The 13,117-nt window shown below is 71.3% G+C and carries 13 protein-coding genes and 2 tRNA genes; 3 read left to right on the plus strand and 12 right to left on the minus strand.

What is annotated here, in order from left to right:
• Window positions 1-69: 69 nt before the first annotated feature.
• Window positions 70-318 carry an acyl carrier protein gene (locus J7E22_RS15315; protein WP_058741348.1) on the plus strand — a complete coding sequence of 83 codons (249 nt, stop codon included), beginning with the start codon at window positions 70-72 and terminating at the stop codon, window positions 316-318.
• An 86-nt stretch (window positions 319-404) separates the two neighbouring features.
• The gene (locus J7E22_RS15320) at window positions 405-1,649 is read left to right on the plus strand and encodes a beta-ketoacyl synthase (RefSeq protein WP_214982700.1); all 1,245 of its coding nucleotides are present in this window, start codon (window positions 405-407) and stop codon (window positions 1,647-1,649) included.
• Between the two features lie 141 nt (window positions 1,650-1,790).
• Here J7E22_RS15320 and J7E22_RS15325 read toward each other — a convergent pair whose 3' ends face one another.
• From J7E22_RS15325 to J7E22_RS15350, 6 genes are all read right to left on the minus strand, one after another.
• The gene (locus J7E22_RS15325) at window positions 1,791-2,291 is read right to left on the minus strand and encodes a DUF3145 domain-containing protein (RefSeq protein ID WP_308159272.1); all 501 of its coding nucleotides are present in this window, start codon (window positions 2,289-2,291) and stop codon (window positions 1,791-1,793) included.
• Window positions 2,292-2,438: 147 nt separating this feature from the next.
• Window positions 2,439-3,242 (minus strand): DUF1684 domain-containing protein, encoded by an 804-nt coding sequence (locus J7E22_RS18325; RefSeq protein WP_214982701.1) that lies wholly within the window; start codon window positions 3,240-3,242, stop codon window positions 2,439-2,441.
• Entirely contained in the window at window positions 3,239-4,309 is a 1,071-nt protein-coding gene (locus J7E22_RS15335) for an AI-2E family transporter (protein WP_214982702.1), read from the minus strand. Before J7E22_RS15335 ends, J7E22_RS18325 begins: the two co-directional genes overlap by 4 nt.
• A gap of 64 nt (window positions 4,310-4,373) precedes the next feature.
• Window positions 4,374-4,448: transfer RNA gene (locus J7E22_RS15340), tRNA-Ile, on the minus strand.
• Window positions 4,449-4,461: 13 nt separating this feature from the next.
• Window positions 4,462-5,673, minus strand: a complete 1,212-nt coding sequence (locus tag J7E22_RS15345; RefSeq protein ID WP_214982703.1) for a glycosyltransferase — start codon at window positions 5,671-5,673, stop codon at window positions 4,462-4,464.
• 177 nt (window positions 5,674-5,850) lie between these two features.
• Entirely contained in the window at window positions 5,851-6,762 is a 912-nt protein-coding gene (locus J7E22_RS15350; protein WP_214982704.1) for a multidrug DMT transporter permease, read from the minus strand.
• Window positions 6,763-6,801: 39 nt separating this feature from the next.
• Between J7E22_RS15350 and def the strand changes: the two genes are divergently transcribed.
• Complete coding sequence (gene def, locus J7E22_RS15355; RefSeq protein WP_214982705.1) at window positions 6,802-7,377, plus strand: peptide deformylase; 576 nt, start codon at window positions 6,802-6,804, stop codon at window positions 7,375-7,377.
• A gap of 34 nt (window positions 7,378-7,411) precedes the next feature.
• On the opposite strand, the gene J7E22_RS15360 is transcribed toward def, so the two are convergent.
• From J7E22_RS15360 to J7E22_RS15385, 6 genes are all read right to left on the minus strand, one after another.
• Complete coding sequence (locus J7E22_RS15360; RefSeq protein WP_214982706.1) at window positions 7,412-7,900, minus strand: hypothetical protein; 489 nt, start codon at window positions 7,898-7,900, stop codon at window positions 7,412-7,414.
• Between the two features lie 113 nt (window positions 7,901-8,013).
• Window positions 8,014-8,086: transfer RNA gene (locus tag J7E22_RS15365), tRNA-Asn, on the minus strand.
• An 89-nt stretch (window positions 8,087-8,175) separates the two neighbouring features.
• Window positions 8,176-9,117: a D-isomer specific 2-hydroxyacid dehydrogenase family protein gene (locus tag J7E22_RS15370; RefSeq protein WP_308159280.1), complete on the minus strand. Its 942-nt coding sequence runs from the start codon at window positions 9,115-9,117 to the stop codon at window positions 8,176-8,178.
• Window positions 9,118-9,221: 104 nt separating this feature from the next.
• Window positions 9,222-10,151: an ATP-binding cassette domain-containing protein gene (locus J7E22_RS15375; RefSeq protein WP_214982707.1), complete on the minus strand. Its 930-nt coding sequence runs from the start codon at window positions 10,149-10,151 to the stop codon at window positions 9,222-9,224.
• A 145-nt stretch (window positions 10,152-10,296) separates the two neighbouring features.
• The gene (locus J7E22_RS15380; RefSeq protein WP_214982797.1) at window positions 10,297-11,973 is read right to left on the minus strand and encodes an ABC transporter ATP-binding protein; all 1,677 of its coding nucleotides are present in this window, start codon (window positions 11,971-11,973) and stop codon (window positions 10,297-10,299) included.
• 143 nt (window positions 11,974-12,116) lie between these two features.
• Window positions 12,117-13,115: an ABC transporter permease gene (locus J7E22_RS15385; protein ID WP_214982708.1), complete on the minus strand. Its 999-nt coding sequence runs from the start codon at window positions 13,113-13,115 to the stop codon at window positions 12,117-12,119.
• Between the last annotated feature and the right edge of the window lie 2 nt (window positions 13,116-13,117).

The following is a 13,117-nucleotide window of genomic DNA, read 5'->3' on the forward strand; positions in this document are numbered from 1 at the left end:
CGGGCGCGCGCACCACTCGTGCCCTAGGCTGATCTACGGTCAAACGACACCCCCTCAAGGAGAACACTCATGGCCCTGTCCAACGAAGAAGTCCTCGCCGGCCTGGCCGAGCTGATCAACGACGAGACCGGCATCGCGACCGACACCGTCGCCGCTGACAAGTCGTTCACCGACGACCTCGACATCGACTCCATCTCGATGATGACCATCGTCGTGAACGCCGAAGAGAAGTTCGACGTGAAGATCCCCGACGAAGAGGTCAAGAACCTCAAGACCGTCGGCGACGCCGTCGACTTCATCGTCAAGGCGCAGGCCTGACGCGAGCTTCCTGAGCGCCGCGGCCCCGGCGAACCGCGGGCCGCGGCGCTCATCTCGTTCCCCCACACGAAAGAGCACGTCGTTCCATGACCAACAAGACCGTCGTCGTCACCGGGATCGGTGCGATCTCTCCCCTTGCTGCGACCGCCCCGGAGACGTGGGAAGCGCTGCTCGCCGGCAAGTCCGGCATCACCCGCATCGAGGACCCGCGCTACGCCGAGCTGGAGCTCCCCGTGGAGTTCGCCGGCCAGGCGCGCCGGTTCCTCACCGACCAGCTCACCCGCCCCGAGACGAAGCGGCTCGATCCGTCGTCGCAGCTGTCGCTCGTCGCCGCGCGTGAAGCCTGGGCGGACGCCGGCATCGACCCGGAGACCGTCGTCCCCGAGCGCTTGATCGTCGACTGGGCGACCGGCATCGGTGGCGTCAACACCCTGCTCGACGCCTGGGACACCCTGCGCGAGAAGGGTCCGCGTCGCGTCATGCCGATGACGGTCCCGATGCTCATGGCGAACGGCCCGGCCGCCGCCATCGAGATGGAGTTCGGTGCCCGCGGTGGCGCGCGCACCTACCTGTCGGCCTGTGCGTCGAGCACGGAGTCCCTCGCCGAGGCGTACCGCCACGTCGCGAGCGGCGACGCCGACATCGTCATCACCGGTGGTGCCGAGGCCGCCCTGCACCCGCTGCCCCTGGCGGCGTTCGCAGCCATGCAGGCGCTGTCCCGGCGGAACGACTCCCCCGAGACGGCCTCGCGTCCGTACGACGTCACCCGCGACGGGTTCGTGCTCGGTGACGGCGCCGCGGCGCTGATCCTCGAGACCAAGGAGCACGCCGAGGCCCGTGGCGCCCGGATCTACGCCGAGGTCGCCGGTGCCGGCATCACCTCGGACGCGTTCCACATCACCGCGCCGGACCCCGAGGGAAGCGCTGCCGCCCGTGCGGTCCTGCAGGCGCTCGAGCACGCCGGTGCCTCGCGCGAGGACGTCGTGCACGTGAACGCGCACGCCACCTCGACCCCGGTCGGCGACGTCGCCGAGTACCACGCGATGCGTCGGGTGTTCGGTGACCACCTCGACGACGTGGTCGTGTCCGCCACGAAGGCCTCGACCGGGCACCTGCTCGGCGGCGCTGGCGCGATCGAGGCCGTGTTCACCGCCCTCGCGCTGTACAACCGCGTCGCCCCGCCGACGATCAACCTCACCGAGCAGGACCCCGAGATCGTCATGGACGTCGCCCGGGAGCCGCGCACGCTGCCGGACGGCGACCTGCTGGCGGTCAGCAACTCGTTCGGGTTCGGCGGTCACAACGCGGTGGTGGCGTTCCGCAGCGTCTGATCGCCCCCACCTCGGCCAGGAGGCCCGTCTCGCGTCGTCGAGACGGGCCTCCTGTCCGTCCGGGGCCGGCCCGCAACCCGGCCGGGACGCACGAACGCCGCCCGGAGGGGCGGCGTTCGTGGATCGGAGGAGGGGTGTGGGTCAGCCGACGCGGTGGAGCCAGACGACGGGGTTGCCCTCCGCGGCGTGACGGAAGGGCTCGAGTTCGTCGTCCCACGCCTGACCGAGCGCCAGCCGGAGCTCGCGGTGGAGTTCCAGGGCGTTGCTGCCCGCGACCTCCATCGCGTAGCGGACCCGGTCCTCGGGGATGACCATGTTGCCGGTGACGTCGGTCTGGGCGTAGAAGACACCGAGGTCGGGCGTGTGCATCCAGCGGCCGCCGTCGGACGACGTCGTCGGTTCCTCGGTGACCTCGTAGCGGAGGTGCTCCCAGCCGCGCAACGCGGACGCGATCGCAGCACCGGTCCCGATGGCGCCGGTCCACGTGAACTCGGTGCGCCGGGCGCCGTCCTGCGCCGGCTGGTCGAGCCACGAGAAGTTCACGGCACGGCTCATGGCGCGTCCGGCCGCCCATTCGACGTGCGGGCAGAGCGCGCGTGGTGAGGAGTGCACGTACAGCACCCCGGTGGTCGGTCCGTTCACGATTCCTCCGATTCGTCAGGTGCGACTTCCCCATCGACCTGCGGCTTCGGATCCTCGAACGGAACCATCGATATGTGATTGTGATGTCCTGTCGGACAGGCCCATTATGCAGCGTCGGCCCTGGGAACACCAGCGCGCCGACGAGGATCAGTGGAAGACGGCGCCCGACGTGTCCATCGGGTGGCGTTCCCCGGCGAGCACCCGGACCGGGATGCGGTTCTGCTCGGGCGGGATCGGGCAGGCGAACTGGTACGAGAACGCGCACGGCGGCAGGACGAGCAGGTTCCAGTCGAGCGTGACCTCGGCCGCACGACCGGGGTCGTCGACGTACAGGAACCGACCCATCGAGTACGAGCTCTGCGGGTCGTCCTCGGGCAGCGCGCTCGTGCCGTCCTGCACGATGAGCTGCAACCGTGCCGCCCCCTGGAAGGACGCGGACCGGACCGCGACCAGTTCCACCGTCGTGTCGGCCACGGTCGTGCTGACGTGCCCGGCGACCTCCAGCGGATCGCCGGCGGCGTCGAGGACGCTGCCACGGGCCTCCAGGCCGTCCGCGGGACGGTACGTGCCGGAGGTGACCCACTCGTCCGTGGCAGGGAACCGGGCGATCCCCGCGAACCGGGCGATCGCGTCGGCGGCCGGGTCCCAGACGCGCAGGGTCTGCCCGTGCACCGAGCCCGCGAACCCGTCCGGGAACGCCACCGTGGACGCGACGACTGCCTGGTCGCCGGCGACCAGGACCGTCCCGTCGACCGGGGTCCCGTCCACCACGACGCCGTCGTCGAGCCCGGCGGTGACGATCAGCCCGCCGGGTGCCGGCGCCCACTCCCCCGGGACGGGCCACACCGGCTGCGCGTGGTCGACACGCTGGGCGTTCACGAGGGCGAGGGGTCCGCGCGGTCCGCGTGCCCACCGCTCCCGACCGGCAGCGTGGTCGACCGGGTCGGTCACGCCTGCTCCTGCCGGGGGTAGATGACCTTCTGCACGATGATGATCACCGACGCGGCGACCGGCACCGCCACCAGGGCACCGAGCACGCCGCCGATCGTGCCACCGGCGACCGCGGCGATGACGACGAGTGCGCCGGGCACCTGCACGGCACGGGACATGATGCGCGGCGAGATGATGTACGCCTCGACCTGCATGTAGACGAGGTAGTAGATCGCGGCGGCCAGGGCGGTCGGGGGTGACGCGAAGAAGCACAGGAGCGAGATCACGACGGCCGCACCGAGCGTGCCGACCAGCGGGATCAGGGACCCGAGGAACGCGAACGTCGCGAGCAGGACCGGCAGGGGCGCGCCGATCACGAGCAGGAACACGAGGCTCAGGATGCCGTTGATGAGCGCCTGGGAGATCTGTCCCACCACGTACCGGCCGACAGCCTGCGTGATCTGTTCGCTGACGTCGATGAAGTTCTGACGACGCGACGCCGGGACGAACCGGTAGGTCATCGACTTCATCCCGCGCATCGAGGCGAGGAAGTACAGCATCAGGATGACCACGATCACGACGCCGGTCGTGCCGGTGAGGATCCCGCTGCCGACCGCGAGGATGCCGCCGCCGAGGCTCAGGAGGTTGCCCGGGTTCTCCGCGAACTTCTGCGCGGACTGCACCGCGTGCGAGAGGTCGAACGTCCCGGCGAACTGCCGCGACAGGTCCTTGAACCACCCCTGCGCCGAGATGTCCTGCACGATCTGCGGGAAGTTCTGTATCAGGTTCGTCGCCTGGGACACGAGGATCGGTACGATCGCGAACACGACGGCGGCGATCGCGGCCAGGATGGCGACCCCGACGAGCGTGATGGCCGCCCACCGCGGGATGTAGCGCTCGAGGAACGAGACGAGCGGGTCGATGCCGAGCGCCAGGAACAGCGCGACGCCGATGTACACCAGGACGGTGCTGAGCTCGTGGACGATGGTGCCGGCGGCCAGGGCCACGAGCACACCGATCGCGCCCATGAAGCCGATCCGGAAGGCGTTCACGCGCACGCCGGTGCCACCTCGGGTCACCTCGAACATCACGTTCGGGGTGGGACCCTGGCTGCTGTCTTCTGGGACGTCTCGCTTCTTGGGCAGGTGCACGTAGGGCGGGCGGGACTTGAACCCGCGAATCGTTCGGTTATGAGCCGACTGCCTTGACCAGCTTGGCTACCGCCCCTCGTCGGGGGCCGTCAGGCCACCGGCTCCCCACGATACAGCGCCTCGAACGTCGCGAGCGTGCGGTTGATGTCGTGCGCCTCGATCATGGTCAGGCTGCGCGCTCGCATCGCGCGGTAGTCGGCGTCCGACGCCGTGAGCACCGCGGTGAGCTTGGCCGCGAGGTCGTGCTCGTCCCCCGGGGCGAACAGGAAGCCGTTGCCGTCGATCAGGTGCGGCAGCGCCATCGAGTTCGCGGCGACGACGGGCAGCCCGGAGGCCATGCCCTCGAGCGACGAGATGCTCTGCAACTCGGCCGTCGACGGCATCGCGAACACCGTGGCGTTCGTCAGGGCCTCGCGCTTGCGCTCGTCGGAGACGAAGCCGAGGAACCGGACGCGGTCCTGGAGGCCGAGTTCCTTCGCCTGCGCGGAGAGCTTCGGGATCATCTCGCCGTCACCGACGACGGTGACGGTCGCGTTGAGTTCGGCGGGCAACAGGGCGAGTGCCCGGATGAGGACGTCGAGGTTCTTCTCGGGGGCGACGCGGCCGACGAAGACGATGTCGTTGCCGGCGGGTCGGCCCTCGCGTGCGACGTACCGGGACGCGTCGATCCCGCACGAGATCGCCATGACCTGCTGCCCGGCGATCGCGTCGCGGAGGTAGTCCGCCGCCAGGTTCGTCGGCGTGGTGATCGCGTCGGCGAGACGGTAGGTCCGCGCCGCGTCGCTCCACGCGAGCTTCAGCGCGACCGGCAGGGTCCACCGGCCGAACGGTGCGTACTCGAGCAGGTTCTCGGGCATGAAGTGGTTCGTCGCGATGACCCGGATGTGGCGGTCGTGCGCCTCGTGCACGATCCCGCGGCCGATGACGACGTGCGACTGGATGTGCAGGACGTCCGGCTGCAGGGCGTCGAGGATCGGGGCCGTCCACTTCCGCACGCTCCACGGCCAGACGAACCGGAGCCACGGGTGCAGCGGCCACTTGTAGGACTTCAGGCGGTGCACGGTGAGCGTGACGCCGCTGTGCTCCTCGTCGAAGGTCCCGTAGTGACGGCTGGACGCGGGGGCGACGATGTGGACCTCGTGCCCGCGTTCGGCCAGGCCGACGGCGAGCTGCTCGGCGAAGGTCGCGGCGCCGTTCACGTCGGGGGCGAAGGTGTCCGCTGCGATCAGCACGCGGAGCGGTCGGCGTCCGCCCGTCGCACCCGTCGGTTCGGCGGTGGCGGTGGTGGCGTCCTGTGACACGGCGGGCGTCGTCCTCTCGTGGGCGATGTCTGGTCGGTTCGGAACGTTACCGTACCGGTCTGCGCGGGCACGTCAGCCTCGCGGTGGACCCCCGTCACCCCGGTGACGGTCCCGCCGACACCGACACCGACACCCACACTGGCGCCGACACCGGGAGGCGCGTGGCCGGTCGCCGGGTCAGGCCCGCGTCTGCGGGTGGTGCTTGGCCAGCATGAACACGCCCGTGATCGCGATGGCGGCTGCGACGACGAACCCCGCGACGGCGATCCACGGTGCACCCGCGGCCTCCCCGAGGACGATCACGCCGATGCTCACCGCCACGATCGGGTCGATCACGGTCAGCCCGGCGATCACCAGGTCGGCCGACCCGCTGGAGTACGCGTTCTGCACGAAGTACCCGCCGAGCGCCGCCGCGACGAGCACGCCGATGATGGCCAGGACGGTGAGCCAGTCGAACGTGTGGTTGACGAACCGGTTCAGCGTCACCTTGGCCAGGGTCGCGACGAAGCCGTAGAGGAGCCCCGCCCCGACGATGTAGTACAGCGCGTTGCCGTGCTTGGCGACGATCCGGAACGACACGAGCACCAGCACGAGCACCACGGCCAGGGTCACCAGGATCGTGACGAGCTGCTGCGCGGTGATCGGGCTCTCGTGCCCGACGAAGGCCGCGATCCCGACGAAGATCGCCACGCCCACGATGCACGTCCACACGGCCCGCCGCGCCCGGTACCCGAGCGGGACGCCGCTCGACCGCGACGAGAACCACGTCGTGATGACGAGGGCGACGGCACCGAGGGGCTGCACGACGATGAGCGGCGCGAAGGTGATGCTGACGAGCTGCAGGACGACGGCGATGCCGAGCATGATCGTGCCGAGCACCCAGGAGCCGCTCGACACCAGCGCCAGGACGTGCCGGACGCTCAGGCCTTTCGACTGCCGCCCCAGGCGTGCTTCGACGCGCTGGACCCCGCGGCTCTGGAACTGCGCACCCAACGACAGGAACACGGCACCGACCAACGCGACCGGGATCATCAGCGCCTGGAACGGTGTGAGGTTCACCGCGTCCGGGATCGTCAGGTCCGTCGTCACGGGTCGAGGCTATAGGAACCGGCCGGATAACCTGGGTGAATGCCCGTTCTCCCGATCCGGATCACCGGTGAACCCGTCCTGCACGAACGCGCCGCCGAGGTCACCGACTTCGACGACGCCCTGCGCGCGCTCGTCGCCGACATGTTCGAGACGATGGACCTGGCCCCCGGGGTCGGGCTCGCGGGCCCGCAGGTCGGCGTGGGCCAGCGACTGTTCGTGTACTCATGGACCGATGATGACGGCGTCCTGCACCGCCGCGCGGCCGTGAACCCGGTCCTGTGGACGACTCCTGCCACGCCGGAGTCGGTGGAGGAACTCGACGAGGACGAGGAGTCCGAGGGCTGCCTCTCGATCCCCGGGGAGCGCTTCCCGCTCCGTCGGGCGCCGCGGGCACTCCTCCGTGCCGTCGACGAGCACGGCGAACCGTTCGAGGTCGAGGCGGACGGATGGCTCGCCCGGATCTTCCAGCACGAGTACGACCACCTCGACGGCTACCTCTACGCCGACCGCCTGGTCCACCCGTACGGCAAGCAGGTCGCCAAGGCGATCCGGAAGAACAGCTGGGGCGGGCCCGGCCAGTCGTGGCTGCCCGGGCGCGACCACCCCGAGGGCTGACGGACAGTCCCCGTCCGACACCGCCAGGCGCGGCTCACCCCCGGTACGCCGCCACCGCGTCCCGCAGGCGGTCCTGCTCCGGGTGACCCGGACAGTACGCGAGGACACCGTCGGCCACCGCCGCCTGGTGCGCCGTCGCGACCGGTCGGGTCCACGGCGCGACGCCGCGCACCGCACACGCCGACGCGAGTTCCTCGAGCGTGGCGGCCCCGTGGGACGCCCGCACCGCAGCCGCCTGCTGTGCCGAGGCCTCGGTCCCGGTGATCCGCTCGGCAGCACAGTCGGTGCGATCATCGCCCCAGACCGCCGAGTAGGTCGTGTACGTCTGGGTCCGGTCCGAGATTCCGACCCGACAGACGAACGCGAACACGATCGGAGCGGTGCCGGACGCGGACACCGGGCCGGAGGACGTCCCGCTCGGCGATCCTCCCGGCTCCGGCTCGGCGGCGGAGGTGCACGCGGTCAGACCGAGGCCCGCGACGAGGACGAGCCCCGCAACGAGGGTCCGACGCAGGGTGAGCACCTGTGAACGCTAACAGCCTCCCGCCCGACCCCCAACAACGACCTGACCCCCGACAACGACCTGACCCCCGACAACGACGAAGGCCCCCACTCCGAAGAGTGAGGGCCTGTTCGCTCCCCGAGTTGGACTCGAACCAACAACCTGCCGGTTAACAGCCGGCTGCTCTGCCAATTGAGCTATCGAGGATCAGTTGTTCAGCTGAACAACGGGTAACAGCATAGCAGCACACCGAGACGGCCCCGCGCATCCACCGTGCATCCCGGGCGCGCCGCTCGTCAGTACCCCGCAGCCGGGTCCACGACGCCGACGAACCCGTCGCCGGAGCCGCCGAGGAACGCCGTCGTGTTCACCCGCACGCGCTCGGCGAGGAGCGGCGCGACCATGTCCGGGGTGTCCGCCTGGTGCGGGGTGATGATCGCGCCCGGCTCCGACCAGAGCGGGTGGCCGTCCGGCAGGGGTTCCGGGTCGGTGACGTCGAGCCCCGCCGCGGCGATCTCGCCGTCGCGGAGCGCCTGCACGAGCGCGTCGGTATCGACGAGTCCCCCACGGGCGATGTTCACGAGCCGTGCGCTGGGCTTCATCAGCGCGAACTGCTCGGGTCCGAACAGCTTCGCCGTCCCGGCGGTCATCGCCGCGGCGATCATCACGACGTCGGCGTCGGGCAGCACGGCGTCGAGCTCGTCCGTGGTCACCGTCCGCGCGGCACCGGGGACGGGGTCGGCCGAGCGGCGGACCACGGTCACCGAGACCTCGAACGGTGCGAGGAGTCGGATGTACTCGAGGGCGATGCCGCCGGCGCCGATCACGAGGACCTCGCGCCCGTACAGGGAGACGCCCTGGGGTTCGGTGGCCCACGAGGTCGCCCGGGCACGCTGCTGCAGGACCCGGAGCGTCCCGAGCGTCAGGGCGAGGGCGTGCTCGGCGACGGGCTCGGCGTACGCACCCTTGGCCGAGGTGAACAGGACGCGGTCGCCGTGTTCCTCGATCAGGTGCGCGAAGGCGTCGACCCCCGCGAAGGGCAGCTGGACCCAGCCGATGCCGGGAGCCGAGCGGAGGGCCTCGGCGAGACCGGCCGGGTCGCGGGCGTCGAGCCACACGACGCCGCGGGTGTCGTCCCCGAGCGGTGCCACCGTGCCCCCGGCTGCCGTGACGGCGTCGACGTGCAGGTCTGCCTCGGTGGGCAGGACCGCGATCGGACCGGGCGTCGGCGGGGCCACGGGCAGCGGCGCCCCGGCGTCCGTGACGACGGCGCGGTGCCCTCGCGCACTCCCCGACGCGGCAGGGGTCACCGGGGCCGACGACGAGGTGGACTGCTCGGTGCTCACGCGTTCTCCTGACGATCGGTGCGGGGTGCGGTGCTGGCACCCACCGGCCGCCGGGGTGCCGACGAGCGACGCGGGGCGGCCGCCGCTGGACGGCGCTTCACCGGCCGTGCGGCGGTCGACGCCAGGGTCTTCACGTACGGGTCGACCGGGTTGTCGAGCACCTCGTCGAACGTCCCGAGCCCGACCAGTCGGCCCTCGGCCATGATCGCGACCCGGTCGGCCAGTGCCCGGGCCTCGCGCAGGTCGCTCGAGACGACGACCGCCGAGAACTGACGGTTGCGCTGCAGGTTGGCCAGCGCCTCGAGGACGGACTGGCGGACGAGCACGTCGACGCCGCGGGCGGGTTCGTCCGCGACGAGCAGCTGCGGTTCGAGCACGAGGGCACGTGCCAGGGCGACCCGCTGACGCTGCCCGCTCGAGAGTTCCCAGGTGTTCAGGCGCATCACGCCGAGCGGCAGGTGCACGGCGTCGACGAGCCGCGCGACCATCAGGCCCGCTTCCTTCCGGTCGAACCGACGGTCGCGCGCGTAGATCGGCTCGGCGATCGCCTCGCCCACGGTCAGGTCCGGGCTCAGTCGGTCGGCGCCGTCCTGGGGCAGGTACCCGATGCGCCCGCTGAGCCGTTCGAGCTTCCGCGACGACGGCCGGAGCCCGCGCGTGCGCTGTCCGAGCACCGTCAGCTCCCCGCCCGTGATGTGCCGGCGGTGCGCGCCGTCCCCTTCGCCGGTGGCGCCGAGCTGCCCCGCCACGGCGGCGGCGAACGTCGACTTCCCCGACCCGGACTCCCCCAGGACGGCCAGGATCTCGCCCTGACGGACGGTCAGGCTCACGCCGTCCACGGCACGGATCGCGTCCGCTCCGCGGCCGCTCCGGTACTCGATCGACACGTCGTCAGCGACGACGGCAGGTCCGTTCACCGCGATCATGGGTCCCCTTCCACGCCGCCCCCTGGCGGCGGTCGCGGCGTGCCGCGGTGGACGGCCCGCCGTGTGCACAGCAGTGGAGGCGACCGCCTGGAGGCGCGACTCGCGTCGACGACGCCGGTCGCGCCTCCAGGCCGGTCGTGTCGGGTCAGGACCCGACGCGCTCCAGTTGCTCCAGGGTACGCCGTCGCGCTGCCTGCTCCGCCGGGTCCGGGACGGGCAGCGAGGCGAGCAGCCGCTGCGTGTACGGGTGCCGCGGCGCACCGAGCACCTCGGCCGTCGTCCCCGTCTCGACCAGGTCGCCGCGGTAGAGCACGGCGATGCGGTCGGACAGGGCACCGACGACGGCGAGGTCGTGGCTGATGAACAGCGACGCGAAGCCCATGTCCTGCTGCAGCTCGAGGAACAGCTCGAGCACGCGTGCCTGCACGGACACGTCGAGCGCGCTCGTCGGCTCGTCCGCGATGAGCAGCTTGGGCCGGAGCGCGAGCGACCGGGCGAGCGACGCGCGCTGGCGCTGCCCACCGGAGAGCTCGTGCGGGTACCGGTCGCCGTACGCGGCGGGCAGCTGGACCGCTTCGAGCAGTTCGTCGACCCGCTTCCGCGCGGCACGCGGCGAGGACGACTCGCCGTGCACGACCAGCGGCTCGGCGACGCACTCGGCGATCGTCAGCAGCGGGTTGAACGACGTCGCCGGGTCCTGGAAGACGAACCCGATGTCCTTGCGCAGCCGCTTGAAGTCGCGCTCGCGGTACCCGAGCATCTCGGTGCCGAGGACCTTCAGCGACCCCCCGGACACCCGGGTCAGGCCGGCCATCGCCCGGCCGATGGTGGTCTTGCCGGAGCCGGACTCCCCCACGAGCCCCAGGACCTCGCCCGGACGGATGTCCAGGTCGACGCCCTTCACAGCGCGGAACGCCGGGCTGCCGAGGCGTCCCGGGTACTCGATCTCCAGCCCGCGGGCGGACACGAGCGGTTCGACGTCCTGCGACACGGCAGCGCGGCGGGCGGTCCCGGTCGAGGCCTCGAGCCGCGGCACGGCGGCGAGCAGGCGCTTCGTGTAGTCGGCCTTGGGGTTCGCGAAGAGCTCGCGCACCGGGGCCTCCTCGACGATCTCACCCTGGTACATCACGGCGACCCGGTCGGCCAGGTCGGCCACGACGCCCATGTTGTGCGTGATGACGACGATCGCCGCCCCGAACTCGTCGCGGCACCGCCGGAGCAGGTCGAGGATCTCGGCCTGCACGGTGACGTCGAGCGCCGTCGTCGGCTCGTCCGCGATGATGACGCTCGGCTCGAGGGCCAGCGCACTCGCGATGACGACACGCTGCTTCTGGCCGCCGGAGAACTGGTGCGGGTAGTGGTCGACGCGGACCTCCGGGTCGGGGATGCCGACCCGCCGGAGGTAGTCGATCGCCTTGGCGCGCGCCTCTTTCTTCGAGACGCCGCCGTGCGCCCGGAGGCCCTCGGCGATCTGCCACCCGACCGTGAAGACCGGGTTGAGGGCGGTCGAGGGCTCCTGGAACACCATCGCACCGGCGGTCCCGCGGAGTTCGCGCAGCCGCTGCTGTCCGACCGACACCACGTCGGTGCCGTCGAGGAGCACCGCGCCGCCGAGGGTCGCCGTCTCGGGCATCAGCCGCAGCATGCTCCGCGCCGTGACGGACTTGCCGGATCCGGACTCGCCGACGATCGCCAGGACCTCACGCGGTCGGACGTCGATGCTGACGCCCTTCACGGCGTCGACGGCGCCGCCGTCGGTCGCGAAGGTGACGGTCAGGTCGTCGACGACGACCACCGGCTCGGCCAGGCCGGCGGCCGCCATGCGGGCCGCGTCGGCGGCGTCGTCGTCGGGGTGCCGGCGATCGGTCGGTTCGCCGTGGGTCGGTGCGTGGTCGGCCGGTTCGTGGTCGGCCGGCTCGTGGTCGGCCGGCTCGTGGTCGGCCGGGAGGCCCGTGGGTGCGTCGGTCATGCGCCCGCCCCTTCCGTCGTGGTCGCCACGTGCTGCGTGGAGACCAGTTGCTTCAGTCGGCGCCGTGCACGGAGGCGCGGGTCCGAGATGTCGTTGAGGCTCTCACCGATGAACGTCACGCCGAGCACGAGCACGACGATGGCGATGCCCGGGAAGACACCCGTCCACCAGACGCCGCTCGCGACGTCGGACAGTGCGCGGCTGAGGTCGTAGCCCCACTCGGCGCCGGCGGTCGGGCCGATGCCGAACCCGAGGAAGCCGAGCCCGGCGAGCGTCAGGATCGCGTCGCTCGCGTTGAGCGTCAGGATCAGCGGCAGGCTCCGGGTGGAGTTCCGCAAGACGTGCCGGGTCATGATGCGCCACGGGTTCGTGCCCATCACGCGGGCGGACTCGACGAACGCCTCGTTCTTCAGGCGCACCGCCTCGGCCCGGATCACACGGAAGTACTGCGGCACGTAGACCACGGTGATCGAGATCGCCGCCGCCAGGATGCCGCCGGAGTAGCTCGAGTTGCCACCCGAGATCACGATCGAGACGACGATCGCGAGGAGCAGCGACGGGAACGCGAACACCGCGTCCGCGACGACCACGAGCACCCGGTCGAGCCACCCACCGAGGTAGCCGGACACCATGCCGAGCAGCACGCCGACGATGATCGAGACGACGACCGCCACGATCACCACGAGCACCGCGGTGCGCGCACCGAACACGACGCGGCTGAACACGTCGAACCCGCCGACGGTGGTGCCCCAGATGTGCGCGGGGCTGGGCGAACCCGTGCGCGGGAACCCGACGCCGGTGCTCGACTGCAGCTGGCCGAAGCCGTACGGGGCGATGAGCGGCGCGAACACCGCGACGAGCAGGTACAGGGCGCAGATGACGACGCCGACGATGAGCATGGCGCGCTGCCAGCCGGTGCTCTTGCGGAGCTGGACGACGACGGGCAGGCGCTTCCAGGCTGACTCGTGACGATCGACGAGGGTGACGTCGGCCATGG

The sequence above is a fragment of the Curtobacterium sp. ISL-83 genome (assembly GCF_018613895.1).
In the GTDB taxonomy this organism is placed as follows: domain Bacteria; phylum Actinomycetota; class Actinomycetes; order Actinomycetales; family Microbacteriaceae; genus Curtobacterium.